This is a genomic window from Plantactinospora soyae, assembly GCF_014874095.1.
Taxonomy (GTDB): Bacteria; Actinomycetota; Actinomycetes; order Mycobacteriales; family Micromonosporaceae; genus Plantactinospora; species Plantactinospora soyae.
This window is the reverse complement of sequence record NZ_JADBEB010000001.1, coordinates 8,404,914-8,428,233: the sequence shown is the minus strand read 5'-3', so window position 1 is coordinate 8,428,233 and position 23,320 is coordinate 8,404,914. Positions and strand designations below refer to the sequence as shown.

At 71.7% G+C, this 23,320-nt stretch carries 20 protein-coding genes; 14 read left to right on the top strand and 6 right to left on the bottom strand.

Going from position 1 to position 23,320, the window contains the following annotated elements:
- Positions 1 to 17 precede the first annotated feature (17 nt).
- The 3 genes from H4W31_RS36905 (at position 18) to H4W31_RS36895 (ending at position 5,324) form a co-directional block, all read left to right on the top strand.
- On the top strand, positions 18 to 2,765 hold the full coding sequence (locus H4W31_RS36905; protein WP_192770827.1) for a discoidin domain-containing protein: 2,748 nt from the start codon (positions 18 to 20) through the stop codon (positions 2,763 to 2,765).
- 115 nt (positions 2,766 to 2,880) lie between these two features.
- Positions 2,881 to 4,434, top strand: a complete 1,554-nt coding sequence (locus H4W31_RS36900; protein ID WP_192770826.1) for an MFS transporter — start codon at positions 2,881 to 2,883, stop codon at positions 4,432 to 4,434.
- Entirely contained in the window at positions 4,434 to 5,324 is an 891-nt protein-coding gene (locus H4W31_RS36895; protein ID WP_192770825.1) for an META domain-containing protein, read from the top strand. Before H4W31_RS36900 ends, H4W31_RS36895 begins: the two co-directional genes overlap by 1 nt.
- Before the next feature lie 134 nt (positions 5,325 to 5,458).
- Here the strand turns inward: H4W31_RS36895 and H4W31_RS36890 are convergent, their stop codons facing one another.
- Together H4W31_RS36890 and H4W31_RS36885 are read right to left on the bottom strand one after the other, a co-directional pair.
- Positions 5,459 to 6,403, bottom strand: coding sequence for a sulfite exporter TauE/SafE family protein (locus H4W31_RS36890; protein WP_192770824.1), 945 nt, complete (start codon positions 6,401 to 6,403; stop codon positions 5,459 to 5,461).
- 42 nt (positions 6,404 to 6,445) lie between these two features.
- Positions 6,446 to 6,871 (bottom strand): RrF2 family transcriptional regulator, encoded by a 426-nt coding sequence (locus H4W31_RS36885; RefSeq protein ID WP_192770823.1) that lies wholly within the window; start codon positions 6,869 to 6,871, stop codon positions 6,446 to 6,448.
- Between the two features lie 464 nt (positions 6,872 to 7,335).
- Between H4W31_RS36885 and H4W31_RS36880 the strand changes: the two genes are divergently transcribed.
- The 11 genes from H4W31_RS36880 (at position 7,336) to H4W31_RS36830 (ending at position 19,367) form a co-directional block, all read left to right on the top strand.
- A complete protein-coding gene (locus H4W31_RS36880; protein ID WP_192770822.1) occupies positions 7,336 to 8,544 on the top strand; it encodes an LLM class flavin-dependent oxidoreductase in 1,209 nt (402 codons plus the stop codon).
- Between the two features lie 17 nt (positions 8,545 to 8,561).
- Positions 8,562 to 9,920 (top strand): NtaA/DmoA family FMN-dependent monooxygenase, encoded by a 1,359-nt coding sequence (locus H4W31_RS36875; RefSeq protein WP_192770821.1) that lies wholly within the window; start codon positions 8,562 to 8,564, stop codon positions 9,918 to 9,920.
- A gap of 129 nt (positions 9,921 to 10,049) precedes the next feature.
- On the top strand, positions 10,050 to 11,180 hold the full coding sequence (locus tag H4W31_RS36870) for an MsnO8 family LLM class oxidoreductase (protein ID WP_192770820.1): 1,131 nt from the start codon (positions 10,050 to 10,052) through the stop codon (positions 11,178 to 11,180).
- Between the two features lie 543 nt (positions 11,181 to 11,723).
- Positions 11,724 to 12,221: a flavin reductase family protein gene (locus H4W31_RS36865; RefSeq protein ID WP_192770819.1), complete on the top strand. Its 498-nt coding sequence runs from the start codon at positions 11,724 to 11,726 to the stop codon at positions 12,219 to 12,221.
- A gap of 142 nt (positions 12,222 to 12,363) precedes the next feature.
- Positions 12,364 to 13,455, top strand: a complete 1,092-nt coding sequence (locus tag H4W31_RS36860; RefSeq protein ID WP_192770818.1) for an ABC transporter substrate-binding protein — start codon at positions 12,364 to 12,366, stop codon at positions 13,453 to 13,455.
- On the top strand, positions 13,452 to 14,375 hold the full coding sequence (locus tag H4W31_RS44600; RefSeq protein WP_318783631.1) for an ABC transporter permease: 924 nt from the start codon (positions 13,452 to 13,454) through the stop codon (positions 14,373 to 14,375). The genes H4W31_RS36860 and H4W31_RS44600 overlap by 4 nt, the downstream gene beginning before the upstream one ends.
- Complete coding sequence (locus H4W31_RS36850; RefSeq protein ID WP_192770817.1) at positions 14,351 to 15,115, top strand: ABC transporter ATP-binding protein; 765 nt, start codon at positions 14,351 to 14,353, stop codon at positions 15,113 to 15,115. The genes H4W31_RS44600 and H4W31_RS36850 overlap by 25 nt, the downstream gene beginning before the upstream one ends.
- Positions 15,112 to 16,467 carry an LLM class flavin-dependent oxidoreductase gene (locus H4W31_RS36845; protein ID WP_192770816.1) on the top strand — a complete coding sequence of 452 codons (1,356 nt, stop codon included), beginning with the start codon at positions 15,112 to 15,114 and terminating at the stop codon, positions 16,465 to 16,467. The genes H4W31_RS36850 and H4W31_RS36845 overlap by 4 nt, the downstream gene beginning before the upstream one ends.
- 2 nt (positions 16,468 to 16,469) lie before the next feature.
- Positions 16,470 to 17,816 (top strand): LLM class flavin-dependent oxidoreductase, encoded by a 1,347-nt coding sequence (locus tag H4W31_RS36840; RefSeq protein WP_318783630.1) that lies wholly within the window; start codon positions 16,470 to 16,472, stop codon positions 17,814 to 17,816.
- Between the two features lie 7 nt (positions 17,817 to 17,823).
- On the top strand, positions 17,824 to 18,888 hold the full coding sequence (locus H4W31_RS36835; RefSeq protein ID WP_192770815.1) for an aldo/keto reductase: 1,065 nt from the start codon (positions 17,824 to 17,826) through the stop codon (positions 18,886 to 18,888).
- Positions 18,885 to 19,367: an NADPH-dependent FMN reductase gene (locus H4W31_RS36830; RefSeq protein ID WP_192770814.1), complete on the top strand. Its 483-nt coding sequence runs from the start codon at positions 18,885 to 18,887 to the stop codon at positions 19,365 to 19,367. The genes H4W31_RS36835 and H4W31_RS36830 overlap by 4 nt, the downstream gene beginning before the upstream one ends.
- Before the next feature lie 40 nt (positions 19,368 to 19,407).
- On the opposite strand, the gene H4W31_RS36825 is transcribed toward H4W31_RS36830, so the two are convergent.
- The 4 genes from H4W31_RS36825 to cbiE all read right to left on the bottom strand — a co-directional run bounded on the left by H4W31_RS36825 (position 19,408) and on the right by cbiE (position 23,224).
- Positions 19,408 to 20,328 (bottom strand): glutathione S-transferase C-terminal domain-containing protein, encoded by a 921-nt coding sequence (locus tag H4W31_RS36825; protein ID WP_192770813.1) that lies wholly within the window; start codon positions 20,326 to 20,328, stop codon positions 19,408 to 19,410.
- 124 nt (positions 20,329 to 20,452) lie between these two features.
- On the bottom strand, positions 20,453 to 21,226 hold the full coding sequence (gene cobF, locus H4W31_RS36820; RefSeq protein ID WP_192770812.1) for a precorrin-6A synthase (deacetylating): 774 nt from the start codon (positions 21,224 to 21,226) through the stop codon (positions 20,453 to 20,455).
- Positions 21,227 to 21,239: 13 nt separating this feature from the next.
- Positions 21,240 to 22,001: a precorrin-4 C(11)-methyltransferase gene (gene cobM, locus H4W31_RS36815; protein WP_192770811.1), complete on the bottom strand. Its 762-nt coding sequence runs from the start codon at positions 21,999 to 22,001 to the stop codon at positions 21,240 to 21,242.
- Entirely contained in the window at positions 21,998 to 23,224 is a 1,227-nt protein-coding gene (cbiE, locus tag H4W31_RS36810) for a precorrin-6y C5,15-methyltransferase (decarboxylating) subunit CbiE (protein ID WP_192770810.1), read from the bottom strand. Before cbiE ends, cobM begins: the two co-directional genes overlap by 4 nt.
- Positions 23,225 to 23,320: the final 96 nt, after the last annotated feature.

Below are 23,320 nucleotides of genomic sequence, written 5' to 3'. Positions count from 1 at the left end.
GTACGCTCGGCGGAGTCGTGATCACCGCGGTCGTCGCCGCGGGGCTGGTCGTTCCGGGGGCGGCGGCGTACGCCGCGACCCCCACCCCCGAGCAGCAGTGGACGCAGGTCCAGCAACTGCTCTCCGGGATCAGGGGCCGCTGGACCGACCAGAGCTACGCCGGCGCGGTGACCCGGGCCATGCCGAGCACCGCCCTGCTGGGCAACGGTGACATCGGGGTCACCTCCGGCGGCGGTGCCGGATTCAAGACCTTCTACGTCTCCAAGGGCAACTTCTGGCAGGGCAATCCGAACCCGAGCTTCGTCGCGCTGGGCGGGTTGACGATCGTCCCGGTCGGGGGTGGCACCGGATCGACCAACCTGGCCCTCGGCGCGTCGGCCTCGGCGTCGAGCAGTCATCCGAGTCTTCCGCCGGGGCGGGCGGTGAGCGGGCAGTGGGGTTCCGGGTACGAGGGCTGGGTCTCCGAGGTCGGCAAGCCGCAGACCCTGACCGTCGACCTCGGTACGGCGAAGACGTTCACCCGTTACCTGGTACGGCACGACAGCGCGGCCCGGCCGGCGGAGACGGCGAACAACACCCGGAACTTCCAGGTGCAGGTCTCCGGTAACGGCTCGGCATGGTCGACGCTCGACACCGTCACCAACAACACCGCCGCGACCACCGACCGGACGGTGGCCGGGGCGACGGCCCGGTACGTCCGGTTGCAGATCAGCGAGCCGACCCAGGGCAGTACGCCGGACTCGGCGGCCAACCCGCGCGCCCGGATCGGCCAGTTCGAGCTGTACGGCCCCGGTGGTGGGCCGACCCCGCCGCCGGCCGGCCCGTTCCTGGAGGAGCAGAACATCCTCCGGGGCGACGTCGACACGACGATGACCATCGGCGGGCAGCCGGTGACCATGCGGACCTGGACCGCCGCCAACGACAACCTGATGGTGACCTCGATTCAGTCCCGGGGCACCGGCCCGGTACGCCTGGAGGCGCAGACCTGGTCCGGCTCGCAGGACGCCCGGTCGGGTTTCAGTAACACCGCCGGGGTCTCCGGCAGCACCACCTGGGCGGCCCGGAGCACTCCGACCGGCAGCCGGTGGGTGTCCCGGGCGGCGCTGGCCACCCGGTTGGTCGGCGGCAGCCCGGTGGGCACGCCGACGGCGAGCGGCAACACCGCGCGGCTGAGCTTCGACCTGGCGCCGAACCAGACGATCCGACTGGTCACCGCCGTGGCCGGTGGTGGGCAGAATCCGGCCGATCCGGCACCGTCGGCCCGGAGTCTCGCCGAGGCACAGAGCGGTGGCTCGCTCGACACGCTCTACGACCAGCACGTCGAGTGGTGGAAGCAGTACTGGCTCCGGTCGTACGTCGACCTGAACGACGACGTGCTGGAGAAGTTCTACTACGGCGCGCTCTACCACTTCGGCTCGTCCACCCGGAACGGCAGAACCGCCCCCGGGCTGTACGGCATCTGGGCGACCAGCGACTCGCCCCAGTTCAGTGGCGACATGCACCTGAACTACAACTTCATGGCCAACTTCTACGGCGCGTACTCCGCGAACCGGGCCGAGTACGCGTTGCCGTACCACGACCTGGTGCTGGCGTACCTGCCGGAGGCGCGGCGCCGGTCGACGCAGGACCTGAACCGGGTCAACCCCGGTTACATCGGTGGCCGGTTCGGCACCGGCGGGATCCCGGGTGGCGTGCTCTTCCCGGTCGGCATCGGCCCGTTCGGCTCGACCGCCGACGACAACTACCACCAGCAGGTGGTCAACTCGCTCTTCGCGGTGTCGCAGTTCATCGCGTACTACGACTACACCCAGGACCGGACCTTCCTGAGTACGAAGGCGTACCCCTTCATGAAGGAGGTGGCCACGTTCTTCCGGAGTTACCTGGAGTACAACTCGGGTACCGGTCGCTACACGGTCTGGGGCGGCCCGCACGAGGGCACCTGGGGCCGCAACCCGAGCCCGGACGTGGGGCTGCTGAAGTACCTGTTCGCGGCGCTGATCGACGCGAGCGTGGACCTGAACGCCGATGCCGGACTCCGGGCCGGTTGGCAGCAGATCCTGACCGGTCTGCCGCCCACCCCGACCACCACCCACAACGGCCAGCCGGTCTTCGCCCTGGCCGATCCGGGGACTATCACCGGCGGCGACACACGGGCGATCCGGCCGGGCGACAACACGGTGAACCTGGAGTTCATCCATCCGGGCGAGGTGCTCGGGATCAACTCGCCGGCCGGCGACCGGCAGATCGCCGTCAACACCCTGAACGCGATGAACTCCTGGGGACAGGACAACAGCTTCCCCAAGGTGTTCACCCAGGCGGCCCGGGTCGGCTACCCGGCACAGGCGCTGATCGACCAGTTGCGGAACCAGATCAACACCAAGATCGATCCGAACCTCCGGATCCGGGATCCGTTCCACGGCCTGGAGAAGGCGGGCGCGACCGAGGCGGTCAACAACCTGCTGTTGCAGAGCGACGACGGCATCCTGCGGGTCTTCCCGGTCTGGCCGGCCGGCCGCGACGCGAGCTTCGTCAAACTGCGGGACAAGGACGCGTTGCTGGTGTCGAGCGTGTTCACCGGTGGCCGGGTCGGCTACGTGGACGTCACCAGCGAGGCGGGTAGGCCGGTCCGGTTGCAGAACCCGTGGGGCAGCCAGGCGGTCGTGGTCACCCGGGTCGGCGGCGGGGTGGTCGCGCACACCGTGAGCGGCAACGTGATCAGTTTCAGCACGCAGGCGGGTGGCACGTACAACGTCGTACCGCAGTAGCTGGTCGGGTCCGGTCGGCGTCCGCGCCGGCCGACGTCCGCCGGTGGGTCCGGACCGTCTCACGGCGGCCCGGACCCCACCGGTGTACGCCGGGTGCGTCGACGAGGAGGATCCGGTGTACCGACCGCAGGTCTCCGTCCGGTACGCCACCGGGCGGGAGTGGCTCGGGCTGGGCGTGTTGAGCCTGGTCGCCTTCGTGACCTCCGTCGACGTGTTCGTGCTGCTGCTCGCGTTGCCGGACATCTCCCGCGAGTTGGGCGCGACGGCGGTGCAACAGCTCTGGATCACCGATGTCTACGGCTTCATGCTCGTCGGGTTCATGATCACGGCGGGTACGCTGGGCGACCGGATCGGGCGACGCAGGCTGCTCCTGGCCGGCGCGACGGTCTTCGCGGTGGCGTCGATCGTCGCCGCGTTCTCCGGAAGCCCCGAGATGCTGATCGCGGCGCGTGGGGTGCTCGGGATCGCCGGGGCGACGCTGGCCCCCGCCACCCTCGGCCTGATCTCCGGGATGTTTCCCGACCCGCGGCAGCGCGCGGTCGCGGTGAGCGTCTGGCAGATGTGTTTCATGGGCGGCGCGCTGGTCGGACCGGTCCTGGGCGGCCTGCTGATCGGGCATTTCTGGTGGGGTTCGGTCTTCCTCCTCGGCGTGCCGGCGATGGTGCTGCTGCTCGTCCTCGGCCCGTTCACCATCGTCGAGAGTGGACGCCGAGGAGCCGGCCGGCTCGACCTGGTGAGCGTCGGGCTCTGTCTCGGGGCGATCCTGCCGACCGTGCACGGGCTCAAGGAACTGGCGAACTCGGGTCCGCAGCTCCATGTCGGTGCCGCCGTCGGACTCGGGGTCGCCTTCGGGGTGTGGTTCGTCCGGCGACAGCGTCGGCTCGACGATCCGCTGCTCGACGTCTCGCTCTTCACGAACCGGGCGTTCGCGGCGATCGCCCTGATCATGGTCCTCGTCACCGTGGTCAGCGCGCTGATGTTCTTCACCGCGCAGTACCTGCAACTCGTCGCCCGGATGACCGCGCTGGAGGCCGCGTTCGCGATGCTGCCCGCCGCGGTCACCTCGCTGCTGGCCATCGCCGCCACGCCGTACCTCGCCCGGACGGTCCGGCCGGTCGTGATCATCGTGGCGGGCATGCTCGTCGCGGGCTTCGGCGCGTGGCTGTTCACTACGTTGGCCGCGAGCGGCGACGCCAGCGCCGTGATCGTCGGCCTCGCGATCGCCACCGGAGGCAACAGCCCGGTGGTGGCCCTGGGTACGACGCTCATCCTCGCCGCCCTGCCGACCGGGAACGCGGGATCCGCCGGAGCGATCGCCGAGACCGGGACGGAGTTCGGCTTCGCGTTCGGCGTCGCCGTCCTGGGCAGCCTGGCGACCGTCGTCTACCGCGCCCGACTGGTACTGCCGGAGGACCTTCCACCGGCGGCGCAATCGCGAATCCACGACGGACTTCCCGGAGCGGTCGACACCGGCCTGCCCGCGGCGCTCGACGCCGCGCGGACGGCGTACGTCCTGGGACTGCACGCCGTCGGTTGGGCCGTCGTCGGAGTCGCGGGGACGATCGCGCTGCTCGGCATCGCCTTCCTGCGTCGGCTGCCCGAGGTGATCGCAACCGATGGCCGCTCCGCCACGTCGAAGGACGAAGACGGCGGGACGAGGGGAATCTGATGAGGCGCATCGGGTACGTCATGACGCTGCTCGTGGTCGGGATGCTGCTCGCGGGCTGCGCCGATCGGGGCGGTACGGCCGGGACGGCTTCGGCCCCGCCCGTACCGCCGGCATCCGGTACAACTTCCTCGGCACCGGCCGATCCGCCCGATCCGGCCAGGTTGATCGGCTCGTGGACCGTGGCCGAGGCGGACGAGGACGAGGGTTCGATCCTGCGGCTGGCACCGCACGACGCGCAGGTGTTCGGTCGGTGCGGGATACGACGGGGCGACTGGCGGGCCGACGCGAACGGCCTGTTCGTCGCCGGACTGTACGGCTTTCCCGGGCCCGACGAGGCCGAGGGCTGCGCTCCGGCGACCGATCCGACCTCGCACTGGCTGAGTCAGGTGACCGGATTCCGGTCCGACGGCGACAGCCGGATCCTCGTGGACGATCAGGGCGACCAGATCGCTCGGCTGCTGCCCGGTGCCAGACCGACGGCCGGACCGGACCTGGCACAGTCCGAGGTGGAGCCGCCGGTGGTCACCGACGAGGTACGGCGATCCCTCGCACCGGCGGCGAAGCTGCCGTCGGCCCTGGTCCCGCCCGCTCGCGCCGCGCTGACCGGCCGATGGGTGCCAATCGGTGGTCGGGCGCCCAAGGCGTACGTGGAACTGGGCGCGGACGGCGGCTGGAGCGGCTCCGACGGCTGCAACGGCCAGGGCGGGCGGTGGGTCGCCGGCCCGGCGGGTGCCCTGCTCGCCACCACCGGGCCGAGTACCGAGATCGGTTGCGCCAACGTTCCGGTGGGGAGTTGGCTCGGCGCTACCCGGCGGGCCGGCCTGGACGGCGAGGTGTTGGTGCTCCTCGACGCGGTGGGCGGCGAAACCGGCCGGCTCCGCCGAGGCTGACCGGCCGGCTGCGTCGGGACTGGCGGGTCGGCCGCGCCGAGAATGGCGGGGGTGGTTGTGCCGGGAGTGGCGGGGGCGGTTGTGCAGGCCGGGGTGGGGCCGACGGTTTGGTCGCCGGCCCCACCCCGGTGCGGTCACGGGGCCGGAGTGGCAGCCTTCTCGTCGTCCGTCGGTCCGCTGGCCAGGGCGGTCTCGAGATCGAGCCGCTCCTGCTCGCGGTTGGCCAGGTACGCCCGGATGGAGTACGCCAGCGCGGCAGCCCAGACCACGTAGATCACGGCGTAGACCGTGTACCGGACGTTGTCGGGGGCGTCGATCCAGTCGCTGCGCAGCAGGGTGCGGATGTTGGTCAGGATGATGATTCCGCCGACCGCCGAGCCGAGCACCCTCGGCGGGATGTGCCGGACCAGCCAGGCCGCGAGCGGCGCCGCGATGACGCCACCGATGAGCAGCGCGGCGACCCAGGTGAAGTTGATGTTCTCCGAGCCGATGCCGACGAAGAAGCCGAGACTGGCGGCGACGGCCACGAGGAACTCGCTGGTGTCGATCGAGCCGATCGTCTTGCGCGGTTCGAGGCGACCACTGGCCAGGATGGCGGGAGTGCCGACCGGACCCCAGCCGCCACCGCCGGTGGAGTCGACGAAGCCGGCGACGACGCCCAGCGGGGCCAGGAAGCGCTTGCGCAGCGGCTTGCCGAGGTTCCCCTTGGGCAGGCCGAACGTGGTGAACCGGACCAGGATGTAGAGGCCGAGAGCCAGCAGGATGATCGACATCAGCGGCGCGGCGGTCTCGGTGGAGAGGCCGGAGAGGAAGGTGGCACCGGCGAAGGCGCCGACCGCACCCGGTATGCCGATCTTCGCGACGACCTTCCAGTCGACGTTGCCGAACTTCCAGTGCGAGGCACCGGAGACCAGGGTCGTGCCGATCTCGGCGAGGTGGACCGTGGCCGACGCGGCGGCCGGGTTGGTGCCGATGGCGAGTAGCAGGGTTGTCGAGGTCACGCCGTACGCCATGCCGAGGCTGCCGTCGACGAGCTGGGCTCCGAGGCCGACGAGGGCGAGGAGGAGGAGTCTTCGCATGTGCTGTACCACCAGTCCGGGGTGGGGGTTTCGATGGGGGTGTCAGCTGACCGGGCGCCGCTGCCTGGTCAGCAAATCCGTGAGCGTGGTGTCGTCGACGAGGTCCGTGATGGCCTGGTGTACGGACATCCAGAACTCGTGCAGCCCGTACGCCGCACCGTCGTACGTGGTCAGTCGTGCGGGTGTGCCACGGATGCTGCTCAGTTCGCCGCTCACGCAGCGGAGGATCTCGCCGACGGTGATCTCGGCGGGGGATCGGGCCAGTACGTAACCACCATCGGTGCCTCGGTGGCTGACGAGCAGGCCGGCACGGCGTAGGTCCAGCAGGATGCTCTGCAGGAAGCTCAACGGGATGTGTTGGGTGTCGGAGAGACTGGCTGCGGTGACGGGGTAACCGGTGGCCCCGCCGGCGGCGGCGATGCCTAACATCGCCTGGACCGCGTAGTCGCTACGAGCTGAGACATGCACGGCATCGGGATCCCTCGCTGGGGGTGACGGCTACCGGCGTAGTCGTCGGGGGTGAGCGCCGCTTCAAAACCCTACTATCTCGATCGAGATTAAGGCCTTAGTAGGGAAGAGGCAAGGTCGAGCGGGGTGGACTTTCCGGCGCTGCTCGGCGCCGAACGGCCGAGGGCGCCGCGCCGGTGGTGGACGGCCGACCGGTTGTCGTGCACGGGGCCTTGCAATACCTACTGAGTCGATAGGAAAATGGGGAGATGCTGGCCGGCATCCGACTCACCTCCCGCAGGGTTGTCGACCTGATGCGGGTTGCCTCGCCGATCTGTCCCGGACGGCGCGGCGTCATCTCCTGACGAACCGCCCCCGCTCCGGCGGTCGATCGCGCCGCAGCGGTCGCACCGTAGCTCCACCGATCCAGCCACTCCGGCGGAAACCCCCGGTACACCCCGCCGCCGTAGACCTGGAGGAATCCGATGCCCCACCCACCCCTGCATCTCGCCGCCGCCCTCGACGGGGCCGGTTGGCATCCGGCCGCCTGGCGGCTCGCCGGCACCGCCCCCGAGGCACTCTGGTCCGCGTCCTACTGGGCCAACCTGGTCGCCGAGGCGGAACGCGGACTGCTCGACTTCGTCACCATCGAAGACTCCCTCGATCTGCAGTCGTCCCGCCCGGACGGTCCGGACGGGCGTACCGACCAGGTGCGCGGCCGGCTCGACGCGGTGTTGCTGGCCGCCCGGATCGCGCCGCTGACCAGGCACATCGGGCTGATCCCGACCACCAGCACCACGCACACCGAGCCGTTCCACGTCTCAACCGCGATCGCCACCCTCGACCACGTCAGTTCCGGCCGGGCCGGCTGGCGCCCGAGGATCTCGGCTCGGCGGTCCGAGACGGGCCACTTCGGCCGCCGCGACCTGCCCGAGCTGCGCCCGGACCTGTTCGCCGAACCGGCGTACGTCGAACTCGTCGGCGACCTGTTCACCGAGGCTGCGGACGTGGTGGAGGTGGTACGGCGGCTCTGGGACAGCTGGCAGGACGACGCGGTGATCCGTGATCTGCCGAGCGGTCGCTTCGTCGACCGGGACCGGTTGCACTACATCGACTTCCGGGGCCGGTGGTTCAGCGTCAAGGGACCGTCCATCGTGCCCCGGCCGCCGCAGGGGCAGCCGGTGGTCGCCACGCTGGCGCACTCGTCGGTGCCGTACGCCTTCGCCGCAGCCAGTGCGGACGTCGTCTTCGTGACCCCGCCCGACGCCGACGCGGCCGAGGCGATCGTGACCGAGGTCCGGGCGGCGGAGGACACGGTCGGCCGGATCTGTGAGCCGCTGAAGGTCCTCGCCGACCTGGTCGTACTCCTCGACGAGGACGCCTCGGCGGCGTGGCGCCGTCGGGACCGGCTCGACGGGCTGCACGGCGCGGAGCCGGTCTTCGACGCCCCGGTCTTCGCCGGCACCGCCGACGAACTCGCCGACCTGCTCGGCCACTGGCGCCGGGCCGGCCTCGACGGGTTCCGGCTGCGTCCCGCCGTGCTCCCGGACGACCTCGCCGCGATCAGTCGGACGCTGGTGCCGGCCCTGCGCGACCGGGGCCTGTTCCGGGCCGCCTACCCCGGCGGCACCCTGCGTGACCTGCTGGGCCTGACCCGACCAGCCAACCGGTACGCCGTCGGAACGCCAACCTGACCTCGAAGGTGGTAGCCATGCCCAAGCAGATGATCCTCGCCGCGCACTTCCCCGGGGTGAACAACCAGACGGTGTGGAGTGATCCGGAGTCCGGCAGCCAGATCGATTTCGCCTCCTTCGTCCGCCTGGCCAGGACGGCGGAGCGCGGCAAATTCGATTTCTTCTTCCTGGCCGAGGGACTGCGCCTGCGGGAGCAGCGCGGGAGAATCTACGACCTGGACGTGGTCGGCCGGCCGGACAGCCTCACCCTGTTGGCCGCGCTGGCCTCGGTCACCACCCACCTGGGGCTGGCCGGGACGATGAACGCCACCTTCCGGGAGCCGTACGAGCTGGCCCGTCAGTTGGCCACCCTGGACCACCTGTCGGACGGCCGGGCGGGCTGGAACGTGGTCACCTCGTCCAACGCCTTCACCGGGGAGAACTTCCGCCGGGGCGGTTTCCTGGACTACCCGCTGCGCTACGAGCGGGCGGCCGAGTTCGTCCGGGTCGCCCGGCGGCTGTGGGACTCCTGGCCGGTGGACGCGGTGCTGGGTGACCGGGCCACCGGCCGGTTCGTCCGACATCCCGATCCGGGCGCCTTCGCACACCACGGCGAGCAGTTCGACATCGCCGGGCACTTCACGGTGCCGCCCAGCCCACAGGGGCATCCGGTGATCATCCAGGCCGGCGACTCGGCCGAGGGACGGGAGTTCGCGGCGGCCGACGCCGACGTCGTCTTCTCCCGGCACGGCACCCTGGAGTCCGGCCGGGCGTTCTACGCCGACGTGAAGTCCCGACTGGCCCGGTACGGCCGGACACCGGAGGAGTTGAAGATCATCCCAGGGGTGACCTTCGTACTCGGTGACACCGACGCCGACGCGCAGGAGCGCGCGCAGTACATCCGCCGCCAGCAGGTCAGCCCGCAGACCGCGATCCTGCTGCTGGAACAGGTGTGGAACCGGGACCTGTCCGGCCACGACCCGGACGGGCCACTGCCGGCCGAGGACCCTGACGTCTCGGACTCGTCGATCGCCGACGGCCGGACCCGGATGTACGCCGATCCGGTGGCGACGGCCCGGAAGTGGCGGGCGCTGGCGCAGGAGAAGGGGCTCGGCATCCGGGACCTGATCATCGAGGTGACGGGTAGACAGTCGTTCGTCGGCACCCCGGCCCGGGTGGCCGAGCAGATGGACCACTTCGTGCAGGCCGACGCGGCGGACGGCTTCATCCTGGTACCGCACCTGACGCCGGGCGGGCTGGACGACTTCGTCGACCGGGTGGTGCCGCTGCTCCAGGGGCGCGGGGTGTTCCGCACCGAATACACCAGCCGGACGCTGCGGGGTCACCTCGGCCTCGGCCCGGCCCGCGTGGCGGCCGAGCCCGCCGTCGTCGGATGACGACGTTTCCGTCGGCCGACCGGCAGCGGCAGCGGATCCGGGAGGGCTACCAGCTGTTCCGCCGGCTCCGGCTGGGGGAGAAGGTCACCTGTTCCGCCGCGGTCGCGGCCTGACCGGATCGGAATCGCCATGTCACCGACGCCACTGTCCGTGCTCGATCTCTCGCCGGTGCCCGCCGGCGGTACGGTCGGCGACGCCCTGCGCAACACCATCGACCTGGCCCGCCGGGCCGAGCAGTTCGGCTACCGGCGGTACTGGCTCGCCGAGCACCACTTCGCCGCCGGGGTCGCCAGCGCGGCGCCGGCAGTCCTGATCGGACAGGTCGCGGCCGCGACCCGGTCGATCCGGGTCGGCTCGGGCGCGGTGCAACTGGGACACCAGACGCCGCTGGCCGTGGTCGAGCAGTTCGGCACCCTGGACGCGCTGTTTCCCGGTCGGATCGACCTCGGTCTCGGCCGGTCCGGCCAGCGTCGCGCCGAGGCCGTCCGGGAACTGGCGACGGGAACGCCGGCACCGCCACCGCCCGAGGCCCGGGTGGTCGACGGGCTGCTGATTCCGGCCCCGTTCTCCTTCGCCAGTCTGATCGCCTCGCCCCGGTTCGCCCTCTACTCCAATCTGTTGCAGCAGCCCGGCGCCGAGCCGCCGGACTTCGCCGAGCAGGTCGGCGACATCCTGGCTCTGCTGCGCGGGGAGTACCGCGACGAGTCGGAGCTGGACGCGCACGCGGTGCCGGGGGAGGGGGCCGACCTCCAGGTCTGGCTGCTGGGCAGCAGTGCCGGCCAGAGTGCCCAGCTGGCCGGCGCGCTCGGGCTGCCGTTCGTCGCCAACTACCACGTCAGTCCGGCGACGGTGCTGGAGGCGGTACGGGCGTACCGGGCGGCGTTCACGCCTTCCGCCGTACTCGCCGAGCCGTACGTCGTCGTCTCCGCCGACGCGGTGGTGGCGGCCAGCACCGGGACGGCTCGGGAACAGGCCGCGCCGTACGGGCTCTGGGTGCGGAGCATCCGCCGTGGGGAGGGGGCGATTCCGTTCCCCACACCGCAGCAGGCCGCCGCGCACGAGTGGAGTGTGGCCGATCGTGAACTGGTGGCGGACCGGATCGCGACCCAGTTCGTCGGCTCACCGGCGACGGTGGCGGCCGGGCTGCGGATCCTGCGGGACGCCACCCGGGCCGACGAGCTGCTGGTCACCACGATCACCCACGACCACGGCGCCCGGGTCGAGTCGTACGAACTGCTGGCCAAGGAGTGGTTCGAGTGACGGCCGGCGGTGCCGCCGATCCGGAGAAAAATCTCCGAAATCCCATCGGTGCAGTAGGTAATACGAGCACGTGGTGGAGGGCGGAGCGATCGCGCCTGTATGGCAGAAGAGCTGGGGTTTTGCTCGCAGTTCCGAATCGGACGGTGGATGAGGACACGGTTGCGGCGAAGCAGAGATGCTTATCTTCCAGAATATGGAACATCGTTGACCGCGTTGGGCCGGTCGCGGAGGATAGATCACATGCAGCGGCGATACATCCTCCACCTCGTCAGCCGCCTGCACATCGATCTGGTGCGTCACGCCAGCGCAGGCTGTCCCCGCTGACCACGACCGGACCGGCACACTGCCGGCCGCGTCGTCGGGCCGACGCCCGCTGACTCCAGCCCACGTCATCCCGCCGCACACCGTCGTGCGGGCAAACCCGCCTTCGTGAACCACCCCGCTGGTACCGGCCGCTGCCATCGCACGCATCCCGGTACCGGGGATGGTCGCTGCCCAACTGCCGCCGATCGTGGCAGTTCCCGGACGGTTAGGAGAGACGTCATGAGCATCACCGACCTGACCCCGATCGACGCGACACGGTTCCGGTCCCTGCTCCGCCGGCAGGCCGCCGCGGTGACCGTGGTGACCGCCGCCGGCCAGCCACCGGTCGGCTTCACCGCGACGTCGTTCACCTCGGTCTCGCTGCATCCGCCGCTGGTCTCCTTCTGCCTCTCCCGGACGTCGTCGAGCTGGCCGACGGTGGCCGACACCGGACACGTCGGCGTACACCTGCTGGCGCAGGGACAGCACGAGGTGGCCCGGACGTTCGCCACCAGTGGCATCGACCGGTTCGCCGCCCACCCGCAATGGCGGCTCGGCCCGTACGACGTGCCGCTGCTGGACGGGCCCGTCGCCTGGCTGGTGTGTCGGGTCGTGGAGCGGGTCGTCGCCGGTGACCACGCGATCGTGCTGGCCGAGCCACTGGTCGGCGGACACGGCGGAGACGACGACGCGCCGCTGCTCTACCACATGGGCCGGTACGCGTCCCTCGCCGCCTGACCCGGTCGCCGCCTGACCCGCGCCGTCCCTCCGCCGCGCGCCGCCTCCGACCCGCGCCGCCCCTCCGCCGCCTCCGACCCGCGCCGCCCTTCCTCCGCGCCACTTCGCCGGCCCATCGGGCCCCTCGCACGGGAGTTCCGTCATGTCACCTCCGCACAGTTCCGCTACTCCGTTTTCCGGCCCGCCGGTGCTCCGTCGGCGTACCCTCCTCGCGGCCACGCTCGGGGTCGCCGCCGCCGGACTGACCGGCTGCGCGGGGGACGACGGGCCCACGGTCCGGCTGGCCCTCGACGCACCGCTGCCGGCGCAGGTGCCGGGCGGCACGGTGCTCCGGGTCGGCGACAAGGAACTACAGAAGGCGATCGAGTTCTCCGGTGAGGCGGCGAAGCTCAGCTTCGACGTCTCGTGGGCGAACATCAGCGGCGGTCCGGAGACCCTGGAGGCGTTCCGGGCGGACGCGTTGGACATCGGTTCGGTGGCCGACATCCCGCCGATCCACGCCGCCTGGACCGGGCTGGCCACGAAGATCGTCGCGGCCAAGTTCCGGCAGGACCCGGTGAACCACCCGATCTACCAGCTCGGCATCGCGCCCGGAGCCGGCGTCTCCACCGTCGCCGACCTGCGCGGAAAGAGGATCGCCTACAGCCCCGGGCAGGCCCAGGGTGCGCTGGTGCTGCGGGTGCTGCACCAGGCCGGACTGACCAGGGGCGACGTCAAACTGGTCGAACTGGCCAGCACCGGCGATGTGTACCCGACCGCGCTGGCCAGCCGCCAGGTCGACGTGGCACCGATCGGCGGCATCAACATCAAGCGCTATCTGGCCAAGTACGCCCGGGACGGCGCCACCACCATCTCGCACGGACTCCGGGACGACCCGGGCCACCTCTACGTCCGGGCCGAGACCCTCCAGGACCCGGCCAAGGCGGCGGCGATCCGGGAGTACGTCCAGGCCTGGGCCCGAGCCTGGGTCTGGATCGAGCGGCACCCGGACGAGTGGATCGACCGGTACTACGTCAAGGACCAGGGGCTGTCCCGGGCGGACGGTCAGTGGCTGGTCGACAACGCCGGGGTACCGGACATCCCGCCGAGCTGGTCGGACGTGATCGCCCGACACCAGCAGACCATCGACCTGCTCGCCAAGGAGACCGGCAACAAATCCCTGAACGCCGCCGACCTCTACGACCGCCGCTACGAGTCGGTCGGCGCCACCGCGTTCGAGGAGGGGCTGAAGTGACCACCCAGGTGAACCCCGTGGCCGCCCGGACACCCGCGCAGACGGCCCAGCCGGCGCCGACGGCCCGGCCGGAGCGGGTCGAGTCCTCCCGCCCCGCCCGGGGAACGGGCACTTCCGCCGGCCGACGATCGGGAACACGGCGTCGACGACGCCTCGGACCGGGCCGGCCGATCCCGTTCGGCGCCGCGCTCGGGCCGCTGCTGCTGCTCGCGCTCTGGTCGCTCGGCTCGCTGACCGGCGTACTCGACGAGCGGACCCTCTCGGCGCCGTGGACGGTCGTCTCCACCAGTGGCGACCTGATCGCCAGCGGTCGGCTCCAGGAGAGCCTGCTGATCTCAACCCAGCGGGCCGGGCTCGGGCTGGCCTTCGGCGTCCTGATCGGAACGGTCCTCGCCGTGATCGCCGGACTCAGCCGGTGGGGCGAGGCGGTGATCGACGGACCGGTGCAGATCAAGCGGGCGATTCCGGCGCTGGCCCTGTTGCCCCTGCTGATCCTCTGGCTCGGCATCGACGAGCAGATGAAGATCGTCACCATCACCCTCGGCGTCTTCGTACCGGTCTACATCCACACCCACAACGGGCTGCGCAGCATCGACCAACGCTACGTCGAACTCGCCGAGGCGCTGCGGCTGAGCCCTGGCCAGTTCCTCCGCCGGGTGGTGCTGCCGGGTGCGCTGCCCGGCTTCCTGCTCGGGCTGCGGTTCGCGGTGGTCTCCGCCTGGCTCTCCCTGGTGGTGGTCGAGCAGATCAACTCGACCAGCGGGATCGGCTACCTGATGGAGTTGGCCCGGCAGTACGGCCAGACCGACATCATCGTCGTCGGGCTGGTCCTCTACGGCATCCTCGGACTGCTCTCCGACGGCGCCGTCCGACTCGTGCAGCGGAGGGCGCTCTCATGGCGACGCACCCTGGCGGACTGACCGCCGACGGCAGCACCGCGCTCGACCCGGTGGTACGGATACGCGGGCTGAGCCGGCGGTTCGGTGGGCGTACGGTGCTGGACGACCTGGACCTGGAGATCGGCGAGAACGAGTTCGTCGCCCTGCTGGGGCGCAGCGGCTCGGGCAAGAGCACCCTGCTCCGGGCGCTGGCCGGGCTGGACCCGGACGTGGCCGGCGACGGGCAGGTCGACGTACCGGAGAACTCCTCGGTGATCTTCCAGGATGCCCGGCTGCTGCCCTGGCAGCGGGTGCTGGCCAACGTCGTACTTGGACTCGGTGGGCCGGGGGCGATGCAGCGGGGTCGGGAGCGGCTGGCCGAGGTCGGCCTCGCCGGTCGGGAGCGGGCCTGGCCCAACCAGCTCTCCGGCGGCGAGCAGCAGCGCGTGGCGCTGGCCCGGTCACTGGTCAGCGAGCCGAGGCTGCTGCTCGCCGACGAGCCCTTCGGCGCGCTGGACGCGCTGACCCGGATCAGGATGCACGGCCTGCTGCGCGAGCTGTGCCAGCGGCACCGGCCGGCGGTGCTGCTCGTCACCCACGACGTCGACGAGGCGGTCGCCCTCGCCGACCGGGTACTGGTGCTCGACGCCGGCCGGATCACCGTCGACACCGCCATCGAGCTGCCCGCGCCGCGCGAGCACCGGCATCCGCACTTCCTGACCTACCGGGAACGGCTGCTCGCCGCGCTCGGCGTCACCCAGACCGAGGAGATCCCCGCATGAGCCGACGACCGGGAACCCTGCACCTCAACGCGTTCCTGATGGGGGTGGGACACCACGAGGCGGCCTGGCGGCTGCCCGAGAGCGACCCGTTCGCGCACACCGACGTCGCGCATTTCCAGGAACTGGCCCGGATCGCCGAACGCGGCAAGCTGGACTCGCTGTTCCTGGCCGACAGTCCAGTGCTGTGGAACAACGTCGGCCGCCGGCCGTCCGGCGCGCTGGAGCCGACCGTACTGCTCACCGCACTCGCCGGGGTGACCCGGCACATCGGGCTGATCGCGACCGCCTCCACCACGTACAACGAGCCGTACAACCTGGCCCGGCGGTTCGCCTCGGTGGACCACGTCAGCGGCGGCCGGGCCGGCTGGAACATCGTGACCACGGCCGGTGCGGACGCGGCCCGCAACTTCAACCTGGACGACCTGCCCGCACACCGGGACCGGTACGAGCGGGCCGCCGAGTTCATCGACGTCTCGCGCAAGCTCTGGGACAGCTGGGCCGACGACGCCGCGCTCGGGGACAAGGCGGCCGGGATCTGGGGCGACCAGGATCGGATCTTCCCGCCCGGACACGTCGGGCGGTTCTTCAAGGTGGCCGGTGCGCTCAACCTGCCGCGCGCTCCCCAGGGCTACCCGCTGCTGGTGCAGGCCGGCTCCTCGACCGACGGCAAGGAGTTGGCCGCCCGGTACGCCGAGGCCGTCTTCACCGCCCAACAGACCCTGGCCGAGGCGCAGGCGTTCTACGCCGACCTCAAGGCCCGGACCCGAGCGGTGGGACGGGATCCGGACGGCATCAAGATCCTGCCGGGCATCGTGCCGGTTCTCGGCGCGACCGAGGCGCAGGCGCACGTTCTGGCGGACGAGCTGGACCGGCTGATCAAACCGGAGTACGCCAAGCGCCAGCTCGCCACCACGCTCGGCATCCCGCCGGACGACCTGGACCTTGACCGGGAACTGCCGGCGGAACTGCCCGACGAGGACCAGATCGAGGGGGCGAAGAGCCGTCGTACCCTGATCGTCGCGCTGGCCCGCCGGGAGCGGCTGACCGTCCGCCAGTTGATCGGGCGGCTGGGCGGAGGTCGCGGGCACCACACCTTCGCCGGCACCCCGGAGCAGGTGGCCGACGCCATCGAGGACTGGTGGCACAACGGTGCCGCCGACGGCTTCAACATCATGCCGCCGGCGCTGCCCTCCGGACTTGTCGCGTTCGTGGACCACGTGGTGCCGATCCTGCAACGGCGTGGGCTGTTCCGGACCGAGTACACCGGCCGTACGCTGCGGGACCACTACGGGCTGCCGCGCCCGGTCAACCGCAACGCGGCGGACCGGCGGCTCGTCGGGCAGGCGGTGTGACGGTGGCACGGCGACAACTGCACCTGAACGCCTTCCTGATGACCATCGGCCACCACGAGTCGGCCTGGCGGTTCCCGGAGAGCAGTCTGACCGGCACCTGGGACGTCGCGCACTACCGGCACCTCGCCCAGGTCGCCGAGCGGGGCAGGTTCGACTCCGTCTTCTTCGGTGACGGCCCGTCGCTTCAGGGCGATATCCGGTACCGACCGGTGGGCCGGCTCGATCCGACGGTGCTGCTGCCGGCGCTGGCCGCCGCGACCGAGCGGATCGGCCTGGTCGCCACGGCGTCGACCACCTACAACGAGCCGTACAACCTGGCCCGGCGGTTCGCCACCATCGACCACGTCAGCGCCGGCCGGGCCGGCTGGAACATCGTGACGACCGCCGGCCGGGACGCCGCCCGGAACTTCGGCCTGGACGACGTGCCCGAGCACCGGCACCGGTACGAGCGCGCGGCCGAGTTCGTCGACGTCTGCCGCAAGCTCTGGGACAGCTGGGCGGACGACTTCCTGCTCGGCGACAAGGCGAACGGCCGGTTCGCGTACGGGGACCGGATCCGGCCCATCGCGCACGAGGGTCGGTTCTTCCGGGTCCAGGGCCCGCTCAACGTACCTCGGACACCACAGGGCTATCCGTTGCTGGTCCAGGCCGGCTCCTCCGAGGACGGGCGCCAGTTCGCCGCCCGGTACGCAGAGGCGGTCTTCACCGCCCAACAGACCCTGGCCGAGGGGCAGGCGTTCTACGCCGACCTGAAGGCGCGGGTGGCCGCCGAGGGCCGGGACCCCGGGCTGGTGAAGATCCTGCCCGGAATCGTGCCGGTGATCGGGACGACCGAGGCGCAGGCCCGGGAGCGGGCCGACGAACTGGCCCGGCTCCAGGTGCCGGCGTACGGGTTGCGTCAGCTCGCCAGCCTCACCGGGATCGAGCTGACCGAGGCCGACCTGGACAGCCCACTGCCGGAGGTCGGCGACGTCAGCGCGGTACAGGGCATGCAGAGCCGGTTCGCCCTGGTCACCGACCTGGCTCGGCGGGAGAATCTGACGGTGCGGCAACTGCTCGCCCGGCTCGGCGGTGGTCGCGGGCACCGGACCTTCGTCGGTACCCCGGAGCAGATCGCCGACACGATCGAGGAGTGGTTCGGCTCCGGTGCGGCGGACGGCTTCAACATCATGCCTCCGCTGCTCCCCTCCGGGCTGGAGGAGTTCGTCGACCACGTGGTGCCGGTGCTGCAACGGCGTGGGCTGTTCCGGACCGAGTACACCGGCCGTACGCTGCGGGACCACTACGGGCTGCCGCGCCCGGTCAACCAGTTCCAGCCTCCGACCGCTGTTCCGACCCCCGTCTCCTAGGAGTGACATGGTCGACTACCGACCCTTCGGCCGTACCGGTGTGCTCGTCAGCCCGTTGACGCTGGGCGCGATGAACTTCGGCAGCCGGGGCAATCCGGACCACGACGACAGCATCCGGATCATCCATCGGGCCCTCGACGAGGGCATCAACGTGATCGACACCGCCGACGTCTACTCCCAGGGCGAGTCGGAGGAGATCGTCGGCAAGGCCCTGGCCGAGGGCCGGCGCGACGAGGTGTTCCTGGCCACCAAGTTCCACGGCCAGATCGGCGAGAGCCCGCACCACCGGGGGAACTCGCGGCGGTGGATCATCCGCGAGGTCGAGCAGAGCCTGCGCCGGCTGCGTACCGAGTGGATCGACCTCTACCAGGTGCACCGGCCGGAGCCGGGAACCGACTTCGACGAGACCCTGGGCGCACTCAGCGATCTCGTGCACCAGGGCAAGGTGCGCTACCTCGGCACGTCCACGTTCGAGCCGTCGGCGATCGTCGAGGGACAGTGGATCGCGCAGCGCCGGGGCCGGGAGCGGGTGGTCAGCGAGCAGCCGCCGTACTCGATCCTGGCCCGGGAGGTCGAGCGCGAGGTGCTGCCGGTGGCCCAGCGGTACGGCCTGGCGGTGATCCCGTGGAGCCCGCTGGCCGGCGGCTGGCTCGCCGGCCGGTACCGGCCGGGGCTGACCGAGCCGATCTCCCGGCGGGCGGAGCGCTTTCCGGCCCGGTTCGACCCGCGGCTGCCGGAGAACGTACGGAAGCTCGACGCGGTGCAGCAGCTCGCGGCGCTCGCCGAGGAGGCCGGCCTGTCCCTGATCCACCTGGCCATCGCCTTCGTGCTGGAACATCCGGCGGTCAGTTCCGCGATCATCGGCCCACGGACCCTGGAGCACCTGGAGTCGCAGCTCGACGCGGCCAAGGTGACCCTGTCCCGGGACGTGCTGGACCGGATCGACGAGATCGTGCCGCCCGGTACGACGCTGAACCCGGCCGACGCCGGATACCTGCCGCCGTCCCTGGCCGATCCCGCCCTGCGCCGTCGATCGGGGCGTCCGGGCGACATCGACGGGAGGACCGGGTGAGCGAGGTCGTCGTCGTTTCGGGTAACCCGCGACCCGGGTCACGTACCCGGGTGCTCGCCGAGTCGGTGGGTGCGGCGGTGGCCCGACGCGAGGGTGCCGCGGCGCCGGCGGTCGTCGACCTGGCGGCGTACGGGCCGGCGCTGCTCGCCCCGGACGAGGTACGGGTGGCCGGTGGGCTGGCCAGGGCGCGCGCCGCCCGGGTGCTGGTGGTGGCGACACCGACCTACAAGGGCAGCTACACCGGAATACTGAAGGTGTTCCTGGACAACCTGCCGCACCGTGGCCTGGCCGGGGTGGTGGCGGTGCCGGTGACCGTGGGTGCGACGCGGGAGCAGGCGGGGCAGTCGGAGCGGCATCTGCGGGGCCTGCTCGCCGAACTGGGGGCCGAGGTACGCCCCGGCCTGGCGGTGACCGAGGCGGACCTGGCCGATCCGGGTCTGGCAGAGGGGTACGTGGCCGAACTGGCCGACCGGGTCTGAGTCGACGCCGGTCGACGGGACCGCCGATGCCGGCCGGCGGCTACGGCGTCGGCCGGTCGGCTGGCGCGTGCCAGTCGGGGACGTCGACGCCGGGTGCGGTGAAGGAGTCGAAGTCGGTGGTGTTCCGGAAGGCGGGCAGTGTGTAGAGATCCCGTGCGTAGGCCCACAGGTGCGGATAGGCGGACAGGCCGGGGTTGATGGTGCGGTGGGCGTTCGGGCCGGCGTCGTAGCGGACCAGGGTCACCCAGAGCCGGACGTCCGCCTCGGTCGGCGCCGATCCGACCAGGTAGCGCCGGATGGCCAGCCGCTCGTCGAGGGCGGCGAAGGCGTCGAGCAGCGCGGTCCGGGCGCGGGCGCCGGCCGGACCGGGCCGGCCGGCCGCGGGTACGCCCCGGTTGACCACCGGGCCGAGCCAGGCGTCGAGGTCCTCGATCTCGGCGCGGTGCTCCTCGGGGTACGTCTCCACGACCGGAGTGGCGTGCCGCCGGAATTCGGTGGCGAGGTCGATCCCGATCGTCCGGAAGTCGTTGCTGACCACGCTCGCGGTGGCCCGGTCCCAGAGGGTCGGCACCGAGACGTGGCCGTCGAAGCCCTCCTCCGTCGCCTCGTAGACCTGGCGCAGCAGGGTGAAGCCGTTCACCGGATCGGGCCCGTACCGCTCGCGGAAGGCCCAGCCGCGCCCGTCCCGCGCGTTGTCCACGTACGACACGCTCACGACGTCGTCCAGCCCGGCGAGGGAGCGGGTGATGGTCACCCGGTGCGACCACGGGCAGAACCAGCCCGCGTAGACGTGGTAGCGCCCGACCCGGGGAGTGAAGCCGGCCCGGCTGTTCTCGCCGACACGTCCGGTGAAGCGGTAGAGCGGGCGGGGGTCGTCGGCCCGGCGGGTGATCCGGTACTCGCCGTAGGTCGCGGTGTCGACCGGGCTGGCCAGGCGGCTGAAGGGCGACAGTGTTGGCATGGGTACCTCCGATGGACCGGAGCGTGGCAGCCGTCCTAAAGCCTATCTCCACTGTAGGATTTGGATCCAGCGTGCGCATCGGTCTTCCGGTTGCCCCGGACCGGTCGGTCAGTCCGTCGGTCAGTCAGTCCGTTCGACGGCGCCGCAGCAGATACGTGTCCATGATCCAACCCTTGCGCTCCCGCGCCGCCCGGCGTACGTCCACGATCCGGGTGCCGACCTCGGCGAGCGGGCCGGCGACCAGGATCTCGTCCGGGGTGCCGAGGTACGCCCCCCAGTAGATGTCCACGTTCGGCTCGGTGACCCGGGTGAAGGTGCAGTGCGCGTCCAGCATCACCACCAGGTCGTCCACCTCCGACGGCCAGCCCTGGGCGAGCAGCCGACCGGTGGTGACCTGGAACGGCCGGCCGACCCGGTTCAGCCCGATCCGGTGTCGGGCGGCCAGCGTCGAGACACTACTCACCCCGGGAATCACCGTGTAGTCGAAGTGGACGGTCTCGTCGGCGAGCATCTCCTCGACGACGCCGAGGGTGCTGTCGTACAACGCCGGGTCGCCCCAGACCAGGAAGGCGCCGCAGCCGTCCTCGGGCACCTCGTCGCGGATCAGCACCCGCAGCAACTCGGCCCGCCGTCGACGCCAGTCGTCCACCGCGCTGACGTAGCCGGCGGTGCCGAGGTCGCTCCGGTCCCGGTCCGGATCCCGCAACTCCACCACCCGGTGCCCGGGTTTCGTCGGGTGCCGGCGCAGGATCTCCTGCCGCAGTCCGACCAGGTCGTGCTTCTGCGCGCCCTTGTCGAGCACGAAGAAGACGTCGACCTCACCGAGCGCCCGGACCGCCTCCAGGGTCAGCTGCTCGGGATCACCCGCACCGATGCCGATGACCAGGATCTTTCGCATGAGTCGACGTCCCCTAACCGACCGGGCGCTTCGCCGACCGGTCCCGGCCGGCGGAGTAGAGGTAGCTGTCGGGGAAGCCCTCGGCGGCCAGCACCTCGCCGACGATGATCACTGCCGTTCGGCGTACCCCGGCTTGTTCGACCTGGTCGGCGATGTCGGCGAGGGTGCCGCGCAGCACGAGTTCGTCGGGGCGGCTGGCCCTGGCCACCACCGCGACCGGGCAGTCCGCGCCGTAGTGCGGCACGAGCCGCTCGGCCAGCGCCCGGGTCCGGCCGACCGCGAGGTGCAGCACCAGGGTTGCCCGGGTGGCCCCGAGTACCGCGAGGTCCTCGCCGGCCGGCATCGCCGTCGACCGGGACTGGGCCCGGGTCAGCACCACCGTCTGGCCGACCGTCGGCACGGTCAGCTCCCGGCGCAGGGTCGCGGCCGCCGCCGCGAAGGCCGGCACCCCGGGCACGACGTCGTACGCGACGCCCGCCTCGTCGAGCCGGCGCATCTGTTCGGCCACCGCGCTGTAGATCGACGGGTCACCGGAGCAGAGCCGGGCCACGTCCAGGCCGGCCCGGTCCGCCTCGACCATCCGGGCGACGATCTCGTCCAGCGTGAGGTCCGCCGTGTCGACCAGTTCGGCGCCCGGCGGGCAGGAGTCGAGCAACTCGGCCGGTACCAGACTTCCGGCGTAGAGGCAGACCTGCGCCCGGGTCAGCACCCGCTGGCCGCGTACCGTGATCAGGTCGGCGGCGCCGGGACCGGCGCCGATGAACGTTACCGTCATGGCTTCCCCACCATCCACTGCACCAGGGTCCGGGCCGGACGCCAGGCGGTGAAGCCGCCCAGCGGCTCGACCCGTTCGACACCGAGCCGGGTCAGCTCGCCACCGAGCAGGCCGGCCCGGGTGGTCAACTCCCGTTCCCCCTCGACGGTCACCGCGTGCGCCACCAGCCGGCCGCCGGAAGCCAGCGCGGCCCAACAGGCGTCGAGGAGACCGTCGGTGGCGAGTCCGCCGCCGACGAAGACCGCGTCCGGAGCCGGGAGCCCGGCCAGGGCCGCCGGGGCCCGGCCCCGCACCACCCGAAGCTCCGGTACGCCCAGCGCCGCCGCGTTGCCGGCGATCCGTTCCGCCCGGTCCGCCCTCGCCTCGACCGCCACCGCGCGGCAGCTCGGCTCGGCCCGCAGCCACTCGATGCCGATGCTGCCCGATCCGGCGCCCACGTCCCAGAGCAGCTCGCCGGGGGCCGGGGCGAGCCGGGACAGCGCCAGGGCGCGGGCCTCCCGCTTGGTCAGCGCCCCGTCGTGCGCGTACGCCTCGTCCGGCAGGCCCGGCACCGTCGACCGGAGCCGGGTGTCGGGCCCGGCGGTGGCGTGCACGGCCACGACGTTCAGGGGGTCGCCCTCCGGATGCGCCCAGTTCTCCGCGATCCCGTCGACCCGGTGCTCGTGCCCGGCGCCCAGCGACGCCAGCACGGTCAGCTGGCTCGTTCCGTAGCCGGCGTCGGTGAGCAGGGCGGCCAGGGCGGACGGCGTCGACGCGTCGGCGCTGAGCACCAGGATCCGGCGGCCGGGGGTGAGCACCCGGCGTACCCGGGCCAGGTTCCGGCCGACGGCGCTGACCACGGTGACCCGCTCGACCGGCCAACCGAGCCGGGCGCAGGCCAGGGTGATCGCCGACGGATGCGGCAGCACCGTCAGCCGGTCGGCGCCGACCAGTTCGGCGAGGCGCGCGCCGATGCCGAACCACATCGGGTCGCCGCTGGCGAGCACGCAGACCCGCCGGTCGGCGTGCTCGTCGAGCAGGCCGGGCAGGGCGGGCAGCAACGGGCTGGGCCACACCACCCGGCGGGCCGTCAGGTCCGGTGGAATCAGGTCGAGGTGCCGGCGGCCGGCGAGGACGACCTCGGCCGCGCGGAGCGCGAGTCGGCCGGTCTCGCCGAGCCCGGCCCAGCCGTCCGCGCCGATCCCGACCACCGTCAGCGCAGGTCTGGCACTCGTCGCGGTCACGTCGCGGAACGTTAGCCGACCTGCCGCCGATGGTGCCCTGGCGGGTGGGCTGTGTCATTATCGGCGGCGACGGCGCGCGAGGAACACCGGTGGGCT

Coding starts and splice junctions, on each gene's coding strand:
- H4W31_RS36875 (WP_192770821.1), top strand. CDS start 8,562: ATGCCCAAGCAGATGATCCTCGCCGCGCACTTCCCCGGGGTGAACAAC.
- cobM (WP_192770811.1), bottom strand. CDS start 22,001: ATGACGGTAACGTTCATCGGCGCCGGTCCCGGCGCCGCCGACCTGATC.
- H4W31_RS36850 (WP_192770817.1), top strand. CDS start 14,351: ATGGCGACGCACCCTGGCGGACTGACCGCCGACGGCAGCACCGCGCTC.
- H4W31_RS36835 (WP_192770815.1), top strand. CDS start 17,824: ATGGTCGACTACCGACCCTTCGGCCGTACCGGTGTGCTCGTCAGCCCG.
- H4W31_RS36825 (WP_192770813.1), bottom strand. CDS start 20,328: ATGCCAACACTGTCGCCCTTCAGCCGCCTGGCCAGCCCGGTCGACACC.
- H4W31_RS36890 (WP_192770824.1), bottom strand. CDS start 6,403: ATGCGAAGACTCCTCCTCCTCGCCCTCGTCGGCCTCGGAGCCCAGCTC.
- H4W31_RS36865 (WP_192770819.1), top strand. CDS start 11,724: ATGAGCATCACCGACCTGACCCCGATCGACGCGACACGGTTCCGGTCC.
- H4W31_RS36880 (WP_192770822.1), top strand. CDS start 7,336: ATGCCCCACCCACCCCTGCATCTCGCCGCCGCCCTCGACGGGGCCGGT.
- H4W31_RS36845 (WP_192770816.1), top strand. CDS start 15,112: ATGAGCCGACGACCGGGAACCCTGCACCTCAACGCGTTCCTGATGGGG.
- cobF (WP_192770812.1), bottom strand. CDS start 21,226: ATGCGAAAGATCCTGGTCATCGGCATCGGTGCGGGTGATCCCGAGCAG.
- H4W31_RS36860 (WP_192770818.1), top strand. CDS start 12,364: ATGTCACCTCCGCACAGTTCCGCTACTCCGTTTTCCGGCCCGCCGGTG.
- H4W31_RS36870 (WP_192770820.1), top strand. CDS start 10,050: ATGTCACCGACGCCACTGTCCGTGCTCGATCTCTCGCCGGTGCCCGCC.
- H4W31_RS36895 (WP_192770825.1), top strand. CDS start 4,434: ATGAGGCGCATCGGGTACGTCATGACGCTGCTCGTGGTCGGGATGCTG.